We start from the raw sequence: 23,273 nt of genomic DNA on the forward strand, positions 1-23,273 counted from the left end.
TGAGACCTTTCGTTGACCCGCGCCCGCAGAGCGGCGATGAAATGAACGCGCACGTTCCCGATGAGTTCCGAAGAAACTGAAGCCCCACCGATCAAAAAACGCCGCCGCGGGCGGAAGAGGTGGTGGGCGCTGGGAATCTTCATCGCCCTGCTGGTGTGGCTCAACGGCCCCGGCTGGCGCTGGATCGGCGGCATCGGCATGCGCAAGGCTTTGGCCGCCGCCGACATGACGGCGGACTTCGAGCTCAAAGGCACGCTCCTCGGCGGGATCCGCATCGAGGGCCTTTCCCTCAGCGGCGGCGTGATCCGCAAGCTGGAGATCGGCTCGGTCGGCCCGAAGTATGAACTCTCCCGGCTGGTGCGCGGCAAACTCGACGGTGTCACGATCAACCGCATCGACGCGGTGATCGACCTCGCCGCCGCGCCCCCCAAGGATCCCGACGAGCCCGAGAAACCCTTCGATCCGCAGGCCCTGGGCGAAACCCTGCGCAAGGCCCGCAAGTTGGTCCTGCCGATGGAACTGGAAGCGGCCGACCTGAAATTCCAGCTGGTCCGCGGCGAGGAGCAGCTGGTGACCCTGGAAAGCAGCGACTTCAACCACGCTCCCGGCAGCGACGATTTCAGCCTCAAGCTCGGCGGTCTCGCCGTGATGGGTGGCTACGCCTTCAGCGCCCAGGAAACCCACATTGCCTGGCAGGAAGAACGGCTGACGCTAGACCGCTTCGATGTCACCCCGCGACTTGGCATCCGCGATCTCGACGTCTCGTTTCCCACCGGCGCTGAGCCCACCGCCCGGGTAGAGCTGCTGGCGGAGGACTCCCGGTTGATCGTCGACGGCGGCCTTTCCTCCGCCGTGGTCCGGTTGGAAGGAGAGCCGCTGGTCGTCGGCGAGGCCTTGAAGAACGTCGCGCTCGAACTGCCGGTCGAGGCAACCGTGAGCCGGCTCGAGGCCCGGATCGAAGGATTCGACCAATCACCCGACCTGTTGAAAGCCAACGCGAGCGCCGAGGTGACGAATGTCAGCTATGAGGACTGGCGTGCGGAAGCGGTGGTGGTCGACGCCTCGAAAGACGGCGACAAGGGCGAGGCGAACTGGTCGATCGAGGCACTGGGGGGCAAGCTCGATGGCAGCGCGGCGCTGGTGTGGCGCGACCTCGCCCGGCAAGGATGGACGGATTTCGAGGCCACCCTGCAGGCGTCGCTGCCGCGCCTCGCGCCCGTGTTCTCAGCGCTGAACGAAAAGTTCGAATTCGCACCGGAGGACGCCCCTCCGCTGCCGGAGACGTCGCTGACCTTGGACGCGACCGCCGATTCGGGCCCCGACGGCATCCGCTCGGCCGGCGGCAAGGTCCTGCTCTCCCCCGAGAAGGACGCCGCCTCGCTGGCCGCGGAGGCGACATGGACGCCGGACGGCAAGGTGGCAGGCACCTTCGGCACCACCGGCATGCGGGCCGAGTTCGCCCTCGATCTGGAAGCCAAGCAGTATGAGGCGGCTGCCACGTTGGAATCATTCCGCCCGGAGAACCTCGCCGGCTGGGCGGCCGCCGCGGGCGTCACCTTGCCCGAAGGCATGAATGCCACCCTGACCTGGCAAGGGGGCGGCGACTTCGCGGCACAACCCCACCGCGGCGAGTTCCAGGTCGAGTCATTCGAATGGGTGCGCAAGGAAACGCCCCCGCTGCTGTTGAAAACCACAGGCTCCTACGCTTGGCCGGAATCATTGGATCTCACCCAACTGGTCGCAAAGGCCGAAGGCCAAACCATCACCGCCGAGGCTCATCTCGCCGATCAGGTCCTGAAGATTCCCAAGATCGAGTGGCTCGACGGCGAGACCCGACTCATCGGCGGCCAGGCCGAATTCCCGGTCCCCGGGGAAATCCGCGGGGCCAATGATTTCCTGCGCCAGACCGAACCGATGAACCTCTTCCTCGAGTCGGAATGGATCGACAGCGATCGCATCGCCTCCTGGCTGCCGGACGCCAAGAACCCCCTCGCCGCGGGAAGTGGCCGCGTGAACCTCGTGATCGCCGGCACCCCCGCGGCCCCGAAGATTGACCTCGAGGTCGCCGTCAAGGGCGTGCAGGTCGCCGACCAGCCGGATGTCCCGATCACCGACGCCACCCTCAATCTCGACGGCGCGGACAAGTCGCTGGTGGTGGAGGGCGAGATCAAGCCGAGCGGCTACGGCACGATCACCCTGGCCGGGAAAATGCCCTACGAACCGGACAAGTGGGCCGAAGACCCCGACCTGCTGCTCGGCGAGCAAATCGAGGCCCGCGTCAACGTCCCGCCGATCGACATCGCCACTTTCAAGCGTTTCGTTCCCGCCGCCGAGACCCTCGCCGGCAATCTGGAAGCCTTCTTCACCGCCACCGGAACCATCGGCGAGCCGTCGCTCGGCGGTGAAATCAAGCTGAGCGGCGGCGCCTTCGAAATGACCGACTCCCCCGCCCCGCCGGTGAAGGACGCCAACCTGCTGGTGAAATTCGCGGACAAGGACGTGGTGCTCGAATCGCTCTCGCTCGAAAGTGCCGGAGGCACGCTCAAGGGCAGCGGCAAGGTCGGCCTCGAGGACACCACCAAGCCGACCTTCGACCTTTCCTTCACCGCCAATGCCCTGCCGCTGAAGCGCGACGACTCGATGATCGTCCGCGCCGACGCCAATCTCTCGATCCGCGGCGACCTCGAGGTTGCCGCCATCTCGGGCACGGTCGGCATCATCGACAGCATCTTTTACAAGGACATCGAGATCCTGCCCCTGCGAATGCCTTTCACCGCGCCGTCCCGCCCCAGCCTGCCGGCGATCGATCCCGACGAGAAATCCGCCGACCTCCCCGAGCCCTTCGCCAACTGGACGCTCGATGTCGACATCCGCACCGTCGATCCGCTGTTGATCCGCGGCAACCTCGCCACCGGCTCCGCCATCGCCAACCTCCACGTCGGCGGCACGCTCGGGAACATCCAGCCGGACGGCAATGCCATCGTCAGCGAGATCGAGGCCAAACTGCCGTTCAGCACCCTCGAGGTGAAGAACGGCGTGGCCAAGTTCACCCCCGGGAACGGCCTCAATCCCGAGCTCAACATCCGCGGCACCTCGAACATCGGACGCTACGACGTGAACCTGTTCTTCTACGGGCCGGTGAACGCGCCGAAGACCGCCCTGACCTCCGACCCTCCCCTGCCCGAAAGCGAGATCATGACCCTGCTCGCCACCGGCACCACCTCCGACGGGCTCGAGGACGGACAAGCCGCCACCCTCAAGGCCGCCCAGCTCATCCTCGAGGAATGGCGCAAGGGCCGCCTGCCCTTCGGCGATCAGGTCGCGAAGGTGCTCGCGGTGCTAAATCGCGTCGACATCCGCATCGGCGAGGATGACCCGCTGACCGGCAAGCGCCTCAACTCCGCCACCATCGAGGTGACCGACCGCATCTTCGTCAGCAGCTCGGTCGACAAGGAAAGCAACACCCGGGTCCTCGGCGCTTTCGTGCTCCGCTTCAAATGAACCGCCTTCCCCGCCTCCTCGGACTCGCCGCGCTGACCCAGGTCGCGACGGCGGCGGACATCCGCGTGGAGGGCATCCGCAGCATCAGCGAATCGGAAGCGCTCGACCTGTTAGGCGACCGCCTGGAGTATGTCCGCAGCAAGCCGCCGTCGATCCCCCGCGCCAACGACGCCGCCTTCATGCTGGAAACCATGCTGCGCCGCCAGGGTTTCCAGAAGCCCGGCGTCACGCCGGTCATCTCCGGCAACAGCATCCGGCTCATCGTCAACGAAGGCCCGCGCCTGTCGATCGGCTCGGTCATCGTCCCCGGCCTCGAGGAGGAGGAAGCGGTGCGGCTTTCCCACCTGTTCAAGCTGCCCGGCACGGAGCGGGTGCTCAGCCGCGCCCAGGACCCGCCGTTCCGCGAGTCGGACGTCGCCGAAGGACTCGCCCTGTTGGAAGCCGACTGCCGCTCCCGCGGCTACTGGAAGGCCAAGGCCAGCGTCGAAAAGCGCGCCGTCGTCCCCGGCACCAACGAGCTCGCCTTCTCGATCCGCGTCGTCAAGGGCCCGCTGTTTCACCTCGGCCCGCCCCGATTCGACGGCGCTCCACCGGAACTCATGCGCGAACTCTGGGCCAAGGCGGCCCCCTACGTCGGCCAGGTCGCGAACACCGACCAGCTGGCTTCGATCCGCAGCGAGGTCGAGAGCGTCTTCCGCGCCACCGGCTTCCCGCTCGAGACCTTCAAGATGAACCGGATCCTCGGCGACGACACCTTGACGCCGCGCTTCATCATCAAGTTCGGCAACCGCCAGCGGCTCGACGAGGTGAAGGTCACCGGCACAGAGAAGACCAAGGTCCACCGCGTCACCCGGCGCTTCGACGACCTCACCGGCGAATGGTACAACGCCGAGGAGTTCGACGCCCGCCTCAAGAAGATCCTCGCCACCGGTGCATTCTCCTCGGTCCGGGTGGTCAACGAAACCGACGCCGACGGCCGGCTCGACGCCACCCTGCAGATGGTCGAAGGCCGCGCCCGCGGCACCTCGGCCTACGGCGGCTTCGGCAGCTACGAAGGAGGGATCTTCGGAGCCAAATACCACGACCGGAATTTCGGCGGCCGCCTCTGGAACTTCAGCACCGGTTTCGAGATCAGCTCCCGTGGACTGTTAGGTGACATTCGCCTTTCCGACCCCTGGCTTCTGGATTCCAACACCTATCTCGGGCTGCGGCTGTTTTCCGTTACCCGTTCGCTTGAGGGTTACGACAAGTTTGAAACCGGAGCTTCCGCGGAGTTTTCGCGCGACGACTTCGGTGAGCACATTGACGCCAGCATCATTTTCGGCGGTTCGATCGTCAGCATCGATTCCAACGGCATCCTCCCGAGCGAGCTGGGGGAAACCAACTACGGCCATTACTACGCCCGCGCCCAGGTCGCCTACGACCGCCGCGACGACCCGGTTTCCCCCGCCACCGGCTACCACCTCAGCGCCCTGCTCGAGGCCGGCTACATCGCCGGCGACATCTCCTCGCACTACGTCCGCTTCGACACCCTTGCCGCCGGTTACATCCCGGTCGGCGACAACGGCCAGGTCAACCTGGCCGCGCGCACCGGCATGCTTTTCCCGTCCGGCGGCGCCGCCGAGTTCCCGATCGACCTCCGCCTTTTCACCGGCGGCTCGGACACAGTCCGTTCGTACCGCTACAACGAGCTCGGCCCGCGTTCGACCAGCAACGACCCGCTCGGCGGCGAGACCTACTGGGTCGCCAACGCCGAGTACGTCCACAAGATCGTCGGACCCATCAAGGGCGTCGGCTTCGTCGACATGGGACACCTCTCGGCGCTCGACAACGGCTTCAGCTTTTCCTCGCCGGAGATCGCCGTCGGGATGGGATTGCGGATCGACCTGCCGGTCGGACCGATCCGCTTCGAATACGGCCACAACCTGACCCGCGACAGCGGCGAACCCTCGGGAACCTGGCACTTCGCCATCGGCACGGCCTTCTAGCTGAAACTTCCTGAATCCCGGGATCGATTTCCACGCGGCACCGGCTATCCTAACCCCTATGTTCGTCCTATCCTGCGAGCCCGCGACTTGCGCTATCCCCGAGTGGCACAAGGAGTTGTTTCGTGGCCAGGAGGAGACCGTGACCTCCGGCGAAGGCTGGTCCCCCGGTTCGCTGAATCTCGCCCAGGCCTTCGCCACCCGCCTGCGCGCCCTGCTGGCCCATGGAGAGATCACCCGGCTGTTGATCGACATCTCGCGCCGTCCCGAGGACCCCGAGCGATTCAGCCGATTTTCAAAAACGCTGGGCGACGAACAAAAGCGCAAACTGGATGAACGGCACCACCGCGGCTACATCAACGTCCTCAAACAGCGGATCGCCGAGGAGCAACGCCGCAACGGGGTCGCCATTCACCTTTCGATCCGCACCGAAGACCGCCACGGAATGCCGGTCGTCGAGTTGAAGCACGATCCATCGCTGGACACCGAGTCCGGCTTCGTCCGCAAGTGGGCCGACGCCCTGCGGGCAGCCGCCCCGGATCTCCCCGTGTCGGTCGAGGTCGACCCGAACTACGGCCTGTCCACCGTCCTGCGCGAGGAATTCACCAGCGGCTTCGGCAGCGTGTCGCTGGTGGTGGCCCGATCGTCGTTCCTCGACGGCAAGCCGCTGCCCTGGGCGCACCTGAAGAAGACCTTGCTGGAGACCCTGCCGGTCACCTGAGGCGGCGGCCCGTCTCAGCGCCGGGGCCCCTTCGGTCCGCTGGCCGGCTTTTCGAAGGTCAGGTAAGTGATCGATTGACGCTTGTCGCCGTCGAGCGTGCTCACCTGCATCTTCTTGATCGTGTAACCCTTGTCGTCCGGCAGTTTCATCACGCTGTCGACCTGGAATTCCTTGATGGCCTTGCCCTTGCGGTCGTGCGCCCGCACCTGCCAGAAGGCGCCGTATTTCTTGTGAACCCACACGAAGACGGCCCCGTAGGCGCCACCACGGCCGGGATTGTTCAGGCGGATCTTGTAGCAATCGGCGCCGTTGACGCGCTCCTCACCCTTCAGCTCCGCGTTCTTCCAATAAAGGAAGCGCAGCGTGAGATCCTCGTAGGTGATGTCCGAGCCGGCAATCGGCCGGACCAGCTTGCTGGTCGGGAAGACCGAGGTGTTGCCCTTGTCGTCGAGCGTGCGCAGCTCCGCGTTTTCGTCGCCCATCCGGATGTGGAAGCGCTCGCCGGTATCGTCCAACCGGAACTGCATGTTGTTCTCGCGGACGAAGAGCATGATCCCCGACTTCTTGCCGTTGAATTTCTCGACCTCGCCCTTCAGGTCCATCTGCTGGAGCGTGGCGGACAGGCGGATGCTGCGGATCATGGCGTCCGGATCCGGATTCTGCGCGTGGAGCGGCGCGACGGTGGCGAAGAGCGATGCGGCGGCGAGAAGGAATTTCATGGGTGGCGGGTGAAGGTGGGCGCGGAATCGCATTCTAGCAAGCTCCCGGGCGGAATCGCAAAAAGAGCGTCCCCGATGACCCGGATTTTTCAAATTCCCGCCATTGGAGCTTGATGCCGGACGCAGGCGCGAAGTGGAATCCCTCACGCCCTACCCCCGGCGGAATTTTTCAAATCCAACATGAGCCTCCGCACGCAGCTAACGGATATCCTCCCCCCCCTCCTCCCGAGCAATCCGTCGGATGCCATCAAGGGAACCGAGCTCATCCGTCTCGCCCGCCTGCAGTTGGAAGGAGCATACTCCGACGCCTCGCTGCGCTACCATTTCTCGATCATGTCGTGCGATCCGGCCTCGCCGATCGCCAAGGTGGAAAAAGGCCAGGGTTACTACCGCCGCACCGCCCCGGTGCCCGCCCTGACCGGCGCCCAGGAGCTGCTGGCCCTCAGCCACGGCCGCCTGGACGAGTTCAGCGCCGATCATGAGGCGGTCGACCTCGCCCTCGAGCGGATGCGCAAGTTCCGCGCGGTGGTGATGCGCTACTACGACGTCAACGGCCGCTTCCCCTTCGTGTTCCGCCAGGCATTCGCCCAGGGATCCTCGCTCGGCAACCTGTGGAAATTCCCCGAGGTCGCACTGGTCGACTGGGAAACCGGCGACGCTCCCGACGAGGAGCTGACACTCGACCCGGCGATGCTCTCCCTGAAGCAGCGACTCGGCCTGCCGCCGTTCCGTCTCCACGCGGCGCGGCTGCGCATCCAGCCTGCGCTCAACAGCTTCCGCGAGGACTTCTTCCAGGCACTGTCCGCGTCGATGTGGGCCCAGGGCGGCGAGCTGCTCTATGCCGCCCCGATCGAGGACGAGGCGCTCGCCGACGGTTTGCGGCGCCTGAATGCCGTCTTCGGCGTCGGCGTGATGTCCTTCGGCCTGACCGCCGCGGCGCTCGACGACCTGCCGCGCCCTGCCAACATCCTCAACGCCCACCCGCGCGAAACCGAAGCGCTGATGGAGCGCCTCGACATCCACCGCGTCGCCGCGCCGCACAGCCGCCAGCACATCGACTGGCAGGCGCTCGACGGCCTGCGCAGCGAGAGCCCCGAGATTGGCAAGCTGATCCTGTGGCTGAACTCGTGCATCGAAAAAGGCCGCGCCGAGGCATTCCGCGACGACGCCTGAACAAGCGGGCCGGCGCGAACCTGAGAATCCATGAAATCATCCCTGCGTCTCCTTGCCCTAGCCGCCCTGCTCCTTTCTCCCGCCCGCGGCGCGGAGGAAAAGTGGACCGCCATTTTCAATGGCAAGGACCTGACCGGCTGGACGCCCAAGATCCGCGGGCTCGCCTACGGCGAGGACCCGAAGAAGACCTTCATCGTCGAGGACGGTGTGTTGAAGGTCAGCTACGCCAACTACAGCGAATGGGGTGAAACCTACGGGCACCTGTTTTACGGGAAGAAGCTCTCGAACTACCGCCTTCGCCTCGAATACCGGGTCGTCGGCGAACAGATCAAGGGCGGCCCGGGTTGGGCGCTGCAGAACAACGGGATCATGCTCCATTGCCAGGACCCCAAGACCATGGGCAAGGACCAGAGCTTCCCGGTCTCGCTTGAGTTCCAGCTGCTCGGCGCCGGCAATGGCGTCGGCACCACCGGCAACCTCTGCACCCCGGGCACCTTCGTCACCATCGGCGGCGCGGTGAACAAGAACCACTGCATCAGCTGCAAGCAACCCGCCTTCCCCCCGGGCGAGTGGGTCACCGCCGAGGCGGAAGTCCACGGTGGCAAGCTGATCCGGCACCTGATCAACGGCAAGGTCGCCTTCGAATACACCGACACCAAGCTCGACCCCGCCGACGGCGACGCCAAGCCGCTCATCGAAGCACTCGGAGGCGATGCGCTCACCGAAGGCTACATCAGCCTCCAGTCCGAGAGCCATCCCTACGAGTTCCGCAAGATCGAGGTGATGGAACTGGCGGAATGAGCAGCGCCCCGTGACCCGCGGCGCAGCCGCCCTCGGACTGCGGCGATCCTTCGCCGCTTTGGGAATGGAGCCAACGGGCACGACTCCCGGGCGAATCGGAGCAGCCCTAGCAGAACATCCCGCCCTGCCGACATCCACGGGCTGCGGCACGTCGCCCTTCCTGAGTCGAAGGTCCTGCCCCTCTCTCAGCCTTCCGCCCGGATCGCGGTGGAACGGCCGTGGGCGTCAAGCCCCTCGATGCGGGCGAATTCCTCGACCGCCGCGAGCGACTTCTTCACGGCGCTCTTGTTGAGCTTCACGATGCTGGTGCGGCGCTGGAACTGGTCCGCGCGCAACCCGGAGAACGAGCGCCCGCTGCCGCCGGTCGGCAAGGTGTGGCTGGGACCGGCGAGGAAATCCCCGACCGCGACCGGCGAATCGTTGCCGAGGTAGATGGCCCCGGCGGTGCGGAGCAGCGGCAGCCACTTGCGCTCGTCGGCGGCGATCAGCGAGACGTGCTCGGCGGCGAAGTCGTTGGCGATATCGATGGCCTCGGCCATGTTTTTCACCTGCAGGATGAAGGTCGCCTGCTTGAGCACCTCGCGGATGTAGCGGGCGCGGCTGAGGGTTTCGAGCTGGCGCTCGATCGCCTTCAGCACCTTGCCGACCAGCGCCTTCGAATCGGTGACAAAGCCGATCACGCTGTCACCGCCGTGTTCGGCCTGGGCCAGCAGGTCGGCGGCGATGTAGTCGGGATTGCCGGTCTTGTCGGCGACGATGAGGATCTCGCTCGGTCCCGGGAGCAGGTCGATGGACACCGCACCGAACAGCTGGCGCTTGGCCTCGACCACGAAGCGGTTGCCGGGACCGAAGAGGCGGTCCACCGGCTTGACCGACTTGGTGCCGAGCGCCATCGCGGCGATCGCCTGGGCACCGCCGATCTTGAGGATCTCGGTGACGCCGGCGGCCTTGAGGGCATAGAGCAGTTCGGGATTCACCGTGCCATCCGGGCCGCACGGCGTGGCGGCGAGGATCTCGGGAACGCCGGCGGCCTTGGCGAATCCGGCGGTCATCAGGGCGGTGGAAACCAGCGGCGCCTTGCCGCCCGGGACATACACCCCGACGCGGTCGAACGGCTGGAAGCGCTCGCCGATCCGGGCGCCCTCGTGGTTGAGCATCGACCAATCCTTGCGCAGGCCGCGTTTGGCGAAGGCGATGATGTTCTTCAGGCTGGCCGCGACCGCCTTGCGGGTGGCCGGAGCGACTTTCACCGCGGCGAGTTCCTCGGCGGTGACGAACAGCTGTTTCTCCTGGAGCACCACGTTGTCGAAGCGCTTGGCATAGGCGACCAGCGCCTTGTCGCCCTTCTCCGCCACCTCGGAAATGATCTGTTCGACCAGGTCGCGGACGTCATGGGTCGGCAGCGCGCGGCGGTTGAGGCGCTTGACGAAGGAGGCGTATTCGGCGTCGCGGTATCCGAGGACTTTCATGAACGGGAGGTCTAGTAGTAGGGCTTGAGCATCAGGTAGCAGATCGGGCCGGTGACCGCGACGTAAAGCCACAGGGGAAACACCCAGCGGGCGAGCCGGCGGTGGGCCGCGAAGCGATTGGTCCAGCCGGCGATGAACGTGAAGAGGATGAACGGCAGGCTGACCCCGGCGAGCGTGATGTGGCTGATGAGCAGGATGAAGTAGACCGTACGGATGGACCCTTCCCCGCCGAAGCGGGTCTCTTCGGTGGTAAAGTGATAGGCCACGTAGCAAAGCAGGAAGGCCACCGAGAGGCCCATCGCCGCGAAGATGGCACTGCGATGAAGCGCGAGTTTGCCCTTCTTCACCGCTACCAGGGCGACCACCAGGGCGACGGCAACGAGGGAATTGAGCACCGCGTGGACCGGCGGCAGGAACATGAACGACCATCCCTCCGGAAGCGGGATGCGCAGCTCGGGTCGGCGCATCAGGCCGACCAGCACCAGCACCACCGCGGTCAGGATCCAGGCGACGACCCCCAGCTTCCGCGAAAGCGCTTCCTGCGGTGGCCGGGACAGCCACTCCTTCCGTTCGTCGTTCATCAGATTCCGGGCGTTTCGTTCTTCTCCAGCTCCGCCTCCACACGGTCGTAGAGCTGTTGCTTCAGCTTCTCATAGAGCTGCGGGTCCTGCTTGCGGCCTTCCTCCGACCGGGCGTCGGCCAGCGGCCACTTGCCGATGACGTTCCACTCCCGGTCCACGAGCATGATTCCCATGTCGTGGGCAAAGCGGCCATTGGCCTCGGCGTCCATCGGATCGGTGCGCTCGCGGATGCCGAAGAAGCGCAGCTCCTTCTCGAGATATTCGTGGGTCTCCTTCTCGTCGGGGTGACTCATGAACCACCAGTTCGAGGGATCGGCGCCGAGGGCCTCCGAGTAGTCCACCAGCCGCTCGGGCGTGTCGGTGGTCGGATCCACCGAAATGCAGACGACCTGGAAGTCGGGATGGTCCTTGAACTCGTCGTAGATCGACTTCAGTTCCTGGCCGTTGCGCACCGCGCAGTGCGGGCACACGGCGAAGAACTCGGCGACGATCCAGACCTTGCCCTTCAGGTCCGACAGCTTGACCTGCTCGCCGGCCTGGTTGACGCCGGTGAGGTCCGCCTGGATGGGGAAAAAGGTTTCGGCCTTCTCCGCCCCGACGTCGGAATACACCGGTTGTTCCTGCTCCGGAACACGGCTGCCGAGGAAGATGGTGAAAGCGAGGATGATGGCCGAGATCACGGCCACGGAGCTGTAGATGAGGGTGATTTTCCCGCGGTCGGTCATGGCGTGACGGGTTGGGCGAGGAGTTCGTCGATGGTTTGGATCAGGAGAAACTCCAACTGGCCGACGTTCGAGCGGTCGTTGCCGGTCTTGATTCCCTTGCCGTCCCAATCCCGGGCTTCGGCGAAATTGAACGCCGCCACATACGGCGGGCCGCCTCGCTTCTGCGGGACCACGGCGCGGCGGATGTGGCGGTCACGATCGACCAGCACGACCGAGGAGTCATACAACCACTTCCCGTCCACCTGATGCGGCATCTGCTCGAGCTTCAGTTTGTTCTTGAGGAATTTGTGGACGTACTCCTGGCCGGCGGCCGCGAACCACCATTTCGGAAGGTCCACACCGAGTTCCGCCGCCACCCGGGCGAGGACCGCGGGCTGCTCGTGTTCGGGATCCACGGTGAAACAGACGATCCGGAAATCATCGCGGCCGGCATACCGCTCATTGAGCCGCAGCAGCACCTCGCGGGTGGTCTCCCAGCTCTCCGGCTGGTTCACGGCAACCCCGCACACGACCCAAACCTTGCCAAACAGGTCGCTAATCTTCGCGCCGCTCGCGTCTTGCCGGACCACGCCGAACTCCGCCTTGTCGTCGATCCTCCCGACGATGCCGGGCCGCGCATGCTCGGCCTGCTTGGCGATCTGCTCCCGGCCCCATTTGACGTAGGCGGCGAAAATGCCGATCCCGCTGGCGATCATGATCAAAACCAGCCACAGCGCGGTCTTCCGCAGCTTCCGCGGATCACGCACCGCGGGTTCAAGGTTTTCAGCAGGGCTCCTCATCGGGCGGCGAAAACTAGACTAGACCCACGCGATGGCAAGCAATCCGAGTTCGAGCGGCAGGTAGAGCAAGGTGAACAGGAACAGGCGGCGGAACGAAGTGCGCTCGCCGTCGCGCATGAAACGGCCCGCCAGGGCGGCCATCACCAGTCCCGCGAGGACGCCGCCGCCGAGCGCGACGTAACCCTGCCAACCCGGCGTCCAGCCGGCGAACCACGGCCACAGCGGCAGCACGGCGAGGCACAGCGCGAACACCGCCGCGAGCAGCCCGCTGCGGCGGCCGCTGACATCGCCGTCGGACCACATCTTGTAGCCGGCGCCTTCGTATTCCTCGCGGCACAGCCAGTTGATGGCGACGAAATGGGGCAGCTGCCACAGCGCCAGCAGGGCGAAAAGGAACCACGCGCGGTCGTCCACCGCCCCGCCGGCCGCGGTCCAGCCGATCACCGGCGGGATCGCCCCGGGAACCGCACCGACCAGGGTGTTGGTGCTGCTGGCGCGCTTGAGCGGCGTGTAGATGAAAACGTAGATCGCCACCGTGGCGGCGGCGAGCCAGGCCGGCATGGCGCCGACTTTCACCGCCAGATGGATGATCCCGGCGGCGGAAAGGATCCAGCCGACCCCGAACGCGAACAGCGGGTCCATCCGCCGCGACGGCAGGGGGCGGTTCGCCGTGCGGCGCATGCGGGCGTCGAGGTCGACCTCCATCAGCTGGTTGAAGGCCGCCGACCCGAAGGCCGCCGCGGCGGTGCCGATCAGGGTGTGGGCCAGCCGCACCAGGTCGAAGTCCTGGCCGCGCGACGCCAGCAGGAAGCCGAAAAACGTGGTGATGAGGACGAAAACGTTGAGCCGCATCTTGGTCAACACGACCAGGTCCTTGCGCAATCCCGGCGGGGCCTCGGCGGCTTCCACCACCGCATCGGCGCCGTCGGTGGCGGCGGGTGTTTCGGCGGTCGGTTCTTCGTTCATCGGCGGGACGCCGGAAAGAGAACCCCGGACGGGCGGCATGGCACGGAAAATGTGACGCCTTCACGCCGCGATTGCACCCCCGCCCTTCTCTGCTAGAACCCCGGGCGTGGCCGATCAGGGTGATGTCAGGGCAGTGCTCCAGTACGTTCCGCAGTTCCGCGGGAAGACCTTCGTGGTGTTGATCGAGGCCGGCTTGCTTCCGGAACCGGCGATCGCGGAAAGCCTGCTCGACCTGGCGGCGATGGAGGATGTCGGCGTGAAGCTGGTCCTGGGCGTCCTCGGCGGCGACCTGAAGGACCTCTACGACTGGACCCTCGAGTGCGAGATCATGTCGGCCCGCCTGACCCGGCCGTTCAGTGATCCGGAAGCCATCGCCGAAGCCAAGGCCATCCTCGGCCGCGGCCAGACGGTGGTGGCGGACGCCTCCTCCAACGACCCGCTCGACCCGCAGGTGGTCGCATTTGCCCTCGGCATGGGCGCCGTGAAAGTCATCGCCCTGCTCGAGGAAGCCATCCTGATCGACGGCGTCCCGGTCCCGGCCGTTGCGGCTTCCGATGCCAACGCACTGGCGGCATCCGGAACCGTCACCGGCGCCCACCTGCTGCGGGCCGCCGCCGAAGCCTGCCGCCGCGGGATTCCCCGCGTCCACGTCCTCAACGGCCGCCGCCAGGGCGTGCTGGTCGACGAACTTTTCTCCAACGAAGGGGTCGGGACCATGGTCCACGCCGACAGCTACCGGGCCATCCGCCCGCTGCGGGAGGAGGACATTCCGGAATTGCTCGGCATGATCGGTCGCTCGGTGCGCCGGACCAAGCTGGTGGAACGGACCTACGAGGACATCGAGGTGCGGATCGGCGACTACCACGTGATGACCATCGACGACAACGTCGTCGGCTGCGTCGCGCTCCACGAGTATCCCGGCGAGGCCGTCGCCGAGGTGGCCTGTCTCTACGTCAAACTCAACCACGAGGGCCGCGGCTACGGGGTCGACCTGGTTCATCACGCCGAGAAGATCGCGGCCGAACGCGGCATTCCCCGGGTTTTCGCCCTGACTACCCGCGCCGCGGATTTTTTCCAGAACCGGGTCGGCTACACCGAGCGCGAGCCAGAGATCCTGCCCCAGCGGCGCTTCCGCCAGCTGGAGGAAAGCGGCCGCGGTTCCAAAGTGTTCGAAAAGATTCTCGCGACTCCTAGCTGAGGATTTCCTTCACCACCCGGGCTGGCTCCACTCCGGTTAGCTTCTGGTCGAGGCCGCGGAAAGGATACACCAGACGGTTGTGGTCGATCCCGAGCTGGTCGAGCAGGGTGGCATGGAGGTCGCGCAGGTGGACCGGGTCCTTGGTGATGTTCCAGCAGAAGTCGTCGGTCTCGCCGTGAACGTGCCCCGGCTTGATCCCGGCTCCCGCCAGCCACATCGAGAAGCAGCGGCCGTGGTGGTCGCGTCCCGACGATGCGCTGCCGAGCTGCCCCTGCGAATAGACCGTGCGGCCGAACTCGCCGCCCCAGATCACCAGGGTGTCTTCCAGCAGCCCGCGCCGCTTCAGGTCCATCACCAGCGCGGCCGATGGCTGGTCGGTGTCGCGGCACTGGTTCGGCAACTGCCGGGTGATCGCGACGTGCTGGTCCCAGCCGCGGTGGAAGAGCTGGATGAAGCGCACGTCGCGCTCCGCCAGGCGTCGCGCCAGCAGGCAATTCGCGGCGAAGGTTCCGGGCTTGCGGACTTCAGGTCCGTAAAGGTCGAGCGTTTCCTCGCTCTCCCCCGACAGGTCGGTGAGCTCCGGCACCGAGGCCTGCATGCGGAAGGCCATCTCGTAGGCGTGGATCCGCGCCAGGGTCTCCGGATCGGCCGCCTGCTCGCCGAAGCGCCCGTTCAGCGCAGCCAGGTCATCCAGCGCCGCCCGCCGCTGCGGCCGGGTCACGCCGGGCGGGTTGTCGAGGTAGAGCACCGGCTCCGCCCCCGCACCGAGGATCACCCCCTGGTGTTGCGACGGCAGGTAGCCGCTGCCCCACAGCCGCGAGAAGATCGGCTGGTCGGGATTCTTGCCGGTGCCCTGCGAGATCAGCACCATGAAGGCGGGGAAGTTTTGATTGGTACTACCGAGTCCGTAGCTGACCCAGGCACCCGCGGAGGCGTGACCGAGCTGCATCGAACCGGTGTTCGCCAGGGTGATCGCGGGATCGTGATTGATCGCCTCGGTGTGCATCGAGCGGACGACGCAGATGTCGCCCGCGATCTTCTGGGTCCACGGCAGCAGGTCCGAGATCCACACGCCCGCCGGGCCGCATTTTTTGCCGGGCGCGATCGGTTTCAGCACCGGGAAATTCGCCTGGCCCGAGGTCATCCCGGTCACCCGCTGGCCGTCGCGGACCGAGTCCGGAAGGTTGCTGCCGTGCAGCTTCTCCAGCGACTCCTTGCCGTCGAACAGGTCCATGTGCGAGGGCCCGCCCGACTGGAACAGGAAGATCACCCGCTTCGCCTTCGGGGCGACGCTGCGGAACATTTCCGGGCTCACTTCCTCGCCGCGAGCCGCCATCGACATGCCCTCGGCGAGCAGGGTGTGCAACGCGATGCCTCCCATCCCGCAGGCGGAGCGGCCGAGGAAGGCGCGGCGATCTAACATCAAGGGTGCGTTCATGCGGGGATCAGGGACGGGTCAGGGTTTCGGAAAGGTTGAGGAGCATCGAACAGACCTGGGCAAGCGCGGCGTGCTCGACCGGATCCAAGCTTGGATCGACCGGTGACTCACCCACCGCCAGCAGCGCGGCCGCCGCGGCAGGATCGGCGGCGTAGCGCGTCCGCTCACGTCCAAGGGCGCCGAGCAAGACGGTCATCTCCTGCACCACCGGTGGACGCCCGGTGACCCGTTCGAAGCCGTCGGCAATCCGCGCTTCGTCGCTGTCACGGGCCGCGGCCAGCACCCCGGCGAACTTGCGTGCCGCCTCGACAAACTGCGGGTCGTTGAGGGTCACCAGTGCCTGCAGCGGGGTGTTGGTGATCGCCCGTCCGATCGCGCAGACCTCGCGGTTGGGCGCGTCGAAAACCGCGAGGTTCGGCGGTGGCAGGGTGCGCTTCCAATAGGTGTAAAGCGACCGGCGGTAGAGTTTCTCGCCATGGTCCTGGACGAAAGTCTGGGAGGTCGCGGGGCTCGATCCATAGTGCGAGATCTGCCGCCAAAGGTCGCCGGGCTGGTAGGGCTTCACGCTCGGCCCGCCGAGCCGTCCGACCAGCAGCCCGGAAACCATCAAGGCCTGGTCGCGGATCTGCTCGGCGCTCAGGCGGAACCGCGGGCCGCGGGCCAGCAACTCGTTGCGCGGGTCCTTCTTCAGCAGCTCCGGTCCGGCGGCAGCACCCTGCCGGTAGGTCCGCGAGGTTACGATCCCCCGGATCAAGCGCTTCACGTCCCATCCACCGGTGACGAAATCCGTTGCCAGCCAATCGAGCAGTTCCGGGTGGGTCGGCAGCGTCGATTGGATTCCGAAATCCGCCGACGACGAGGCCAGTCCTTTGCCAAAGAACGCCTCCCAGACCCGGTTCACTTCGACCCGGGCGGTCAGCGGATGGTCCGGGCGGGTCATCCAGCGGGCGAGATCGAGACGATTCAACTCGCGGTCCGCGGGCTCCTCCAACGCAGGCAGGGCCGTCGGGGTGCCGGGTTTCACCACCTCGCCGGGCGACGAGTAGACGCCGCGGTCGAGGATGTGGGTGACCCGCGGGTTTTCCGCGGTGTTCATCACCATCACCGGATGCGCCTGGGTCAGCACCGCGAGACGTTCCTCCAGTTCCGCGACCCGGGTGCGCTGGGCCGCCTTGGCCGGGGCATGGTCGCGGAAATAGCTGGCGATCGTCCCCTGCTGCTCCGGCGACCAGGCCTCCGGGCCTGCTTTCAGCAGCGCCGTGATCTCGGCCGGATGAGGCGATCCGTCATCGGCTCCGGTGAAGGCGTGGATGCGGAACCGTGCCGGCGAGGCACCGCCGCCATAAATGAACATCAGCTCCGTCGTCAGATACGGCGATGCGGCCGGATCGAGCGGCCGGCCAAAGGTTACCGTGACGTGCTGGGGAGCGGTCGATCCCGTCGGCGGCGCCCACCCGTTGGTCGGGGTCGTGTCGCGCAGCAGGGCGGGCCCGAATCCCGGCTGCGAGGCACTCGCGGAAATCCGCGCCATCGGCAGGCTGGCGTTGAGGTCGACGTTCAAGGCCGGGAACGAGCTTGCCGAGGTCGTGAGGGTGCTCATCACGAGGTTTCCCTCCAGCCCCCCGACCCCGGAGTAGCCGAGCTTCCCGCCCGCCGCATCGGTTGGCAGGAATTCCACCCGGATGCCCGCGACCGGGCCGACGCCCTGCGGCAGGCGGCACATCACGTTGTAAGCGGCATAGTCGCCGCCGGCGATCGACACCGAGCCGTCGTCCTCGATCCGGATCCGCTCCGGATTCCCGTTCGGGGAAGTGGCCGACTCGGCAATCAGCGGGTGCAACATGAGATCAGCCCCCGCCTTGGCCAGGTCCTCCCGTTGCGCCGCCACCCACTCGCCAAGCCCCGCCGGGTCCGCGGCCGAGAGCGCCTCCCGGGCCACGTTCAAGGAAGCCTCCACGGCGGCAATCTCCTCCGGCGTCGAGAGACAGCTGCGGGCCTGAATCGACGGCCTCGAATTCACCCCGCCGTCACCATCGTGCGGGGCATCGCCGACCGTGTTGAAGAAGGCGAAGAAGCGGTAGTAGTCGCGCTGTGGGATCGGGTCGAACTTGTGGTCATGGCACTGGGCACAGGCCATGGTCAGCCCGAGGAAAACTTCCGAGGTGGTCTTCACCCGGTCCGCGACGTAGTTGACGAGGTTTTCCTCGGCGATCGTCCCGCCCTCGTGGGTGTTCGCGTTGTTGCGGTTGAACCCGCTGGCCACCAGTTGTTGCTCCGTCGCATCCGGCAGGAGGTCGCCGGCCAGTTGCTCGGTCAGGAAGACATCGTAGGGCTTGTTGTCGTTGAACGCCTTGATCACCCAGTCCCGCCACAACCACTGGTGGCGGCCGCCGTCGATGGAGTAGCCGTTGGTATCGGCATAGCGCGCGGCATCCAACCACGCCACCGCCTGCTGCTCGCCGAAGCGCGGCGAGGCAAGCAAGCGGTCGACCTGCCGCTCGTAGGCGTCAGGAGATGGATCGGCGACAAAGGCCGCCAGTTCTTCGAGCGTCGGTGGCAGCCCGGTCAGGTCGAAGGACAGGCGCCGCAGCAGCGTTCTCCTGTCCGCTTCAGCCGAGAATCCCAGCCCTTCCTCCACCAGCTTCGCCGCGACGAAGCGGTCGATCGGATTGACATCCGCTCCCGCCGGGAGTTCGGCCTTCACGGGTGCCGTGAAAGCCCAGTGCCCCTCGTAAACCGCGCCCTCCTCGACCCAGCGCTTCAGCAGGTCGCGCTCGTCCGGCGACAGCTCGCGGTGGCTGTCCGGCGGCGGCATCAAGCGTTTCGCGCTCGAGTGGTAAATCCGCTTCACCAGTAGCGACTCCCCGGGCTTGCCGGGAACGATCGCCGGCTTGCCGGACTCCCCGCCTTCCAGCGCGCTATCCACCAGGTCCAGCCTCAGCTCGGCCTCGCGACCGTGTTCGTCGGGCCCGTGGCAGGAAAAGCAATTCTTCGAAAGAACCGGCCGCACGTCCCGGTTGTATGACAAGCGCTCGGCGGCCCACGTCGCGGGTTGAAGCATCAGAAGCAGGACGACGAGCTCGGGTTTGGACATCCGAACGGCTACGTCACGGAACCGCCACCATCTTTCCGGACCTATGGAAACCCATAGGCAGGAGGGCGTCGTGCACGGTGTCCCGGCGACGCCCGGGAAAAAACTTCGACGCAGGGGGAACTTTGGCGGATGTTAGACCCTCGAATCCGATTTCATGAAACTCAAGTTCTGCGGTGCCGCCGGCACCACCACCGGCTCCCAACATCTCCTCGAAATCAATGGCACCCGCATCCTGCTCGACTGCGGCCTCTACCAGGGCCACCGCGAGGACAGCTACGAGGTGAATTGCTGCTTCCCCCACTTCGACCCGAAGGAGATCGACGTGGTGATCCTTTCCCACGCCCACATCGATCACAGCGGCAACCTCCCGAATCTCAGCAAGCAGGGTTTCACCGGCAACATCTACACCACCTTCGCCACCCGCGACTTGTGCCAGATCATGCTGGCGGACAGCGCCCATATCCAGGAACAGGACACCGAGTGGCTCAACAAGGACCGCAAGAAGGACGGCCTGCCACCGGTCGAACCGCTCTACGTCAAGGAAGACGCCGAGCGCTGCCTGCGCCAGTTCGTGACCATGGACTACGAGCGCCCGATGCCGGTGGCCGACGGCGTCACGGTGACCTTCTTCGACGCCGGCCACATCCTCGGCGCGGCGCAGGTCCTGCTGGAAATCATCGACAAGGAGGACAGCGGAAAGAAAAAGCGCTTCCTCTTCTCCGGCGACGTCGGCCGCGGCGGCAACGAGATCCTGCGCGACCCGGTGGCGGTCCCGGACGTCGATTTCGTGCTGATGGAAAGCACCTACGGCGGCCGCGAACACGAACTGCCCACCGGCTCCATCGACGCCTTCGGCGACGTCCTCAACCGGGCCATCCGCCGCGGCGGCAAGATCCTGATCCCGGCCTTCGCGGTCGAGCGCACCCAGCAACTGCTCTACCTGCTCAACCAGCTGTTCCACAACGACCGCCTGCGGCGCATCCCCGTCTACGTCGACAGCCCGCTGGCGGTGAACGCGACGGAGATCTTCCGGATCCATCCGGAGTGCTTCAACGACACCGTCTACCGCTTCCTGTTCGATGAAAGCGATCCGTTCATCTTCGACGGACTCCGCCTCGTCCGGGCGGTCACCGAGTCAAAGAAGCTCAACGACGTGCACGAGCCCTGCATCATCATTTCCGCATCCGGCATGTGCGAGGCGGGACGCATCCGCCACCACCTCAAGAACAACCTCGGCGACCCCAGGACCACCGTGTTGTTCGTCGGCTACTGCGCCGACCACACCCTCGGCCGGGCGATCCGCGACGGCCGGGACGTCGTCAATATCTTCGGCAAGCCGGTCAAGGTGCGGGCCGTCATCGAGGCCATCGATTCCTTCTCCGGCCACGCCGACCACTCGGAACTCCTCGACTGGTTCCACCGCATGACCGGACCAAAGAAGCGGGTCTGGCTGGTGCACGGCGAACCTGACCGCTCCAACGCCCTCCGCGACGCCCTGGCCAACCAGCACGACGGCGACGTCGATGTCGCGGTGCTCGGCGAGACGGTGGAAATCTGACGCCGGCTCAGGGTCCGGGTTTTGCCGGGAACCAGGCCTCGGTGATCGCGTGGGGTTTCTTCATGTCACGCTCTTGGCCGGGGAACCATGCGGGCCCCAAAGCCCGACCCGGCGACATCCGGGTAAACTTGACCCGCCGGGAAAAATTGCCGGGAATTGCACGTATCGCAGGCCCCGTCACTCCATGAAGCCAACCTATCTCTTCCTTGCCGCCTCCTTGACCGCCCTTTCCGCCGAGCCCCAGGTCCCGCCGGTCATGGCCATCGGCTCGCCGGTTCCCGACTTCGCGCTGCCGGGCATCGACGGCAAGGAACACAAACTCGCCGATTTCGAGTCGTCGAAGGTGCTGTGCCTCATCTTCACCTGCAACCACTGCCCCGATGCCGTCGCCGCAGCCGAACGGATGGAGGCCCTCCACCAGGACTACAAGGACAAGGGCGTGGCGGTTGTGGCAGTCAACAGCAGCAGCCCTTTGGGGCTGCGCCCGGACGAGCTCGGGTATGGGGTTTACGGCGACACCTTTGAAGAGATGACCCCGTTCGCAAAAGAGAACGGCTGGACCTTCCCCTACCTCAACGACGGCGAGACCCAGACCTTGAGCAGTGCCTGTGGCGCCCAATCGACCCCCCACGTCTTCATCTTCGGCGAGGACCGCAAGCTCGCCTACACGGGCCGCATGGACGATGCCGGCCGCAAGTTCGGCCCGGTCGAAAAGAGCTACGTCCGCGACGCCCTCGATGCGGTCCTGGCCGGCAAGCCGGTCGCCACGCCGACCACCCGCTCGTTCGGTTGCTCGACCAAGTGGGCGTGGAAAAAGGATCAGGTCGCCGCCGACCAGAAGGCGTGGGAGGCACAGCCGGTGACCGTCGCCAAGCTCGATGTCGACACCGCCAAAAAGCTCCGCAAGAACGGCTCCGGCAACGTGCGGCTGGTGAACTTCTGGTCGACCACCTGCGGCCCCTGCATCGCCGAGTTCCCGGAGCTGGTGGACACCTACCGCCGCTTCCAGAACCGTTCATTCGACTTCGTGACGATCAGCCTCGATCCCCCGGCGGACGAACCCAAGGTCCAGAAATTCCTCGCCAAGCAGCACGCTGCCTTGGCCGGGAACACCAAGGCCTCGGTCGAGAAGGATGGCCGCACCACCAACAACTACCTGTTTGCCGGCGACAACCCGGACCTCCTCGCGGAAGCCATCGACAGCGAATGGACCGGCGCCCAGCCGCACAGCGTGCTGATTTCCCCGGACGGTGAGATCGTCTGGCGCCACAGCGGCCAGATCAACGCCGTCGAACTCCGCCGCGCCATCATCAAGGCGCTGGAAGGGATGCCCTGATCAGCACAGGCACCAGAAATCCTCGCCCTCCGCGTAGCCGGCACTCCGGGCCAGGTCTGACACCTTCCTGCGGCCGCCCGGAACCCCGACCGCGGAGAGCAGCACCGCCTCGCGCCAGCGCTTGCCGAGATCGCCGGAGTCCGCAACCTCGGCCCCGTGGATGATTTCGCCGATCCGGCGCGGGTGAACTTCGAAGAAGCCCGCGACGGTCACCCCCAACCGGATCAACTCACGGGCAAGTGCTTTGCCGATCGGACCGGCACCCGCCACCACCACGCCGCAGGCCCTGACCCGCTCCATCCGGGCCAGGTAATGCGCCCTCATCCGGTGACGCAAGTCATCGCCGTAGCGCGGATCGGTCCGCGTCAGGCGGCCGGCGGAATCGCGCCAAGACAGCAAGGCTTCCGGCACCTTGTCGAACACCGCGCCCCGCTCCATGAGGCGCAGCCACAGGTCGTGATCTTCGGCCCACGGCACCTCGAGGTAGCCCCCGGCAGCATCCACCGCCGCCTTCTTCATCAGCGAGCTGGGATGCACCAGCGGATTCTCGATGAAGCGAGCGTTGGAAATACTCGTTGGCCCCATCTGCGCATTCACCCACTCCACGTGCCGGACCATGCCCTCACCGAGCGGTGAGAGGATCTCCACACCGCAGCCAATCACGTCCAGCTCGGGTCGCGCGCACGTGAGATTCCATTGGCGTTCCAGCCGCTCCGGATGACTGATGTCGTCCGAGTCCATGCGCGCCAGCCATCCCGCCCGGGCGGCCTCCCCGGCCGTCCGCGAAGCGCCGACCACACCCGGCGGGCCGGCATTTGCCATCAAGCGCACCCGCGGATCGTTACCGCAAATCGATCGCACCAACTCCGCCGAACCGTCCTCGGAATGATCGTCCACCGCCAACAGCTCCCAGTCGTGGAAGGTCTGCGCCAGCACGCTCCGCAGTGCTTCCGGCAGCGTGGATGCCGCGTTTTTGAACGGCATCACGATGGAGATCCGAGACTTCATCATTCTCCCAAGCCCCGCGCAAAAGCCCCGGATTCATCGAACACGATGAGCATCGGCCGGCAGCAGACCTCGCAGTCGTAGTCGACCTCCGCCGGCAGTTCTTCCGGCGATGGCATTACCACCTCGAAGCTCTCGAAACAAGTCGGGCACTGCACCAGCGCGGTCTCCATGCCCGGAGCTTAGGCGAGGTTTGGAAAATCGCCAGTTTGACCCGCTTCGAA

Annotated in this window: 18 protein-coding genes; 8 read left to right on the forward strand and 10 right to left on the reverse strand. The window is 66.0% G+C overall.

Annotation, left to right across the window (positions count from 1 at the left end):
- Nucleotides 1–60 precede the first annotated feature (60 nt).
- Genes IG178_RS05675 through IG178_RS05685 form a run of 3 tightly spaced genes read left to right on the forward strand, consistent with a single transcriptional unit; the run spans nt 61 to nt 6,207 of the window.
- The gene (locus IG178_RS05675) at nt 61–3,501 is read left to right on the forward strand and encodes a translocation/assembly module TamB domain-containing protein (protein ID WP_193211554.1); all 3,441 of its coding nucleotides are present in this window, start codon (nt 61–63) and stop codon (nt 3,499–3,501) included.
- The gene (locus IG178_RS05680; protein WP_193211555.1) at nt 3,498–5,489 is read left to right on the forward strand and encodes a BamA/OMP85 family outer membrane protein; all 1,992 of its coding nucleotides are present in this window, start codon (nt 3,498–3,500) and stop codon (nt 5,487–5,489) included. The genes IG178_RS05675 and IG178_RS05680 overlap by 4 nt, the downstream gene beginning before the upstream one ends.
- A 58-nt stretch (nt 5,490–5,547) precedes the next feature.
- Nucleotides 5,548–6,207, forward strand: a complete 660-nt coding sequence (locus tag IG178_RS05685) for a hypothetical protein (RefSeq protein ID WP_193211556.1) — start codon at nt 5,548–5,550, stop codon at nt 6,205–6,207.
- Nucleotides 6,208–6,221: 14 nt separating this feature from the next.
- On the opposite strand, the gene IG178_RS05690 is transcribed toward IG178_RS05685, so the two are convergent.
- On the reverse strand, nt 6,222–6,926 hold the full coding sequence (locus IG178_RS05690; RefSeq protein WP_193211557.1) for an outer membrane lipoprotein-sorting protein: 705 nt from the start codon (nt 6,924–6,926) through the stop codon (nt 6,222–6,224).
- Nucleotides 6,927–7,106: 180 nt separating this feature from the next.
- On the opposite strand from IG178_RS05690, the gene IG178_RS05695 reads away from it, so the two are divergent.
- Together IG178_RS05695 and IG178_RS05700 are read left to right on the forward strand one after the other, a co-directional pair.
- Nucleotides 7,107–8,099, forward strand: a complete 993-nt coding sequence (locus IG178_RS05695) for a hypothetical protein (protein ID WP_193211558.1) — start codon at nt 7,107–7,109, stop codon at nt 8,097–8,099.
- A 30-nt stretch (nt 8,100–8,129) separates the two neighbouring features.
- Nucleotides 8,130–8,900, forward strand: coding sequence for a 3-keto-disaccharide hydrolase (locus IG178_RS05700; RefSeq protein WP_193211559.1), 771 nt, complete (start codon nt 8,130–8,132; stop codon nt 8,898–8,900).
- A 185-nt stretch (nt 8,901–9,085) separates the two neighbouring features.
- Here IG178_RS05700 and hisD read toward each other — a convergent pair whose 3' ends face one another.
- The 5 genes from hisD to cyoE are packed head-to-tail and all read right to left on the reverse strand — an operon-like array spanning nt 9,086 to nt 13,420.
- Nucleotides 9,086–10,369, reverse strand: coding sequence for a histidinol dehydrogenase (hisD, locus tag IG178_RS05705; RefSeq protein WP_193211560.1), 1,284 nt, complete (start codon nt 10,367–10,369; stop codon nt 9,086–9,088).
- Between the two features lie 11 nt (nt 10,370–10,380).
- A complete protein-coding gene (locus IG178_RS05710; protein ID WP_193211561.1) occupies nt 10,381–10,950 on the reverse strand; it encodes a DUF420 domain-containing protein in 570 nt (189 codons plus the stop codon).
- The gene (locus tag IG178_RS05715; RefSeq protein WP_193211562.1) at nt 10,950–11,675 is read right to left on the reverse strand and encodes an SCO family protein; all 726 of its coding nucleotides are present in this window, start codon (nt 11,673–11,675) and stop codon (nt 10,950–10,952) included. The genes IG178_RS05710 and IG178_RS05715 overlap by 1 nt, the downstream gene beginning before the upstream one ends.
- The gene (locus IG178_RS05720) at nt 11,672–12,421 is read right to left on the reverse strand and encodes an SCO family protein (RefSeq protein WP_193211563.1); all 750 of its coding nucleotides are present in this window, start codon (nt 12,419–12,421) and stop codon (nt 11,672–11,674) included. Before IG178_RS05720 ends, IG178_RS05715 begins: the two co-directional genes overlap by 4 nt.
- A gap of 51 nt (nt 12,422–12,472) precedes the next feature.
- Entirely contained in the window at nt 12,473–13,420 is a 948-nt protein-coding gene (gene cyoE / locus IG178_RS05725; protein ID WP_193211564.1) for a heme o synthase, read from the reverse strand.
- Between the two features lie 106 nt (nt 13,421–13,526).
- On the opposite strand from cyoE, the gene IG178_RS26135 reads away from it, so the two are divergent.
- Nucleotides 13,527–14,618 (forward strand): GNAT family N-acetyltransferase, encoded by a 1,092-nt coding sequence (locus tag IG178_RS26135; RefSeq protein WP_193211565.1) that lies wholly within the window; start codon nt 13,527–13,529, stop codon nt 14,616–14,618.
- Here IG178_RS26135 and IG178_RS05735 read toward each other — a convergent pair.
- Together IG178_RS05735 and IG178_RS05740 are read right to left on the reverse strand one after the other, a co-directional pair.
- Entirely contained in the window at nt 14,611–16,056 is a 1,446-nt protein-coding gene (locus IG178_RS05735) for a DUF1501 domain-containing protein (RefSeq protein WP_193211566.1), read from the reverse strand. The two genes, IG178_RS26135 and IG178_RS05735, sit on opposite strands and share 8 nt — an antisense overlap.
- A 7-nt stretch (nt 16,057–16,063) precedes the next feature.
- A complete protein-coding gene (locus tag IG178_RS05740) occupies nt 16,064–19,150 on the reverse strand; it encodes a PSD1 and planctomycete cytochrome C domain-containing protein (RefSeq protein WP_193211567.1) in 3,087 nt (1,028 codons plus the stop codon).
- 154 nt (nt 19,151–19,304) lie between these two features.
- Here IG178_RS05740 and IG178_RS05745 point away from each other — a divergent pair, with 154 nt between their 5' ends.
- Nucleotides 19,305–20,708: an MBL fold metallo-hydrolase RNA specificity domain-containing protein gene (locus IG178_RS05745; RefSeq protein ID WP_193211568.1), complete on the forward strand. Its 1,404-nt coding sequence runs from the start codon at nt 19,305–19,307 to the stop codon at nt 20,706–20,708.
- 184 nt (nt 20,709–20,892) lie between these two features.
- On the forward strand, nt 20,893–22,044 hold the full coding sequence (locus IG178_RS05750; RefSeq protein WP_193211569.1) for a redoxin domain-containing protein: 1,152 nt from the start codon (nt 20,893–20,895) through the stop codon (nt 22,042–22,044).
- Here IG178_RS05750 and IG178_RS05755 read toward each other — a convergent pair whose 3' ends face one another.
- Complete coding sequence (locus IG178_RS05755; RefSeq protein WP_226894932.1) at nt 22,045–23,052, reverse strand: glycosyltransferase; 1,008 nt, start codon at nt 23,050–23,052, stop codon at nt 22,045–22,047.
- Nucleotides 23,052–23,222, reverse strand: a complete 171-nt coding sequence (locus IG178_RS05760; RefSeq protein WP_193211571.1) for a zinc ribbon domain-containing protein — start codon at nt 23,220–23,222, stop codon at nt 23,052–23,054. Before IG178_RS05760 ends, IG178_RS05755 begins: the two co-directional genes overlap by 1 nt.
- Nucleotides 23,223–23,273: the final 51 nt, after the last annotated feature.

It is taken from the genome of Neoluteolibacter marinus, assembly GCF_014904755.1.
GTDB classification, from domain to species: domain Bacteria; phylum Verrucomicrobiota; class Verrucomicrobiia; order Verrucomicrobiales; family Akkermansiaceae; genus Haloferula; species Haloferula marina.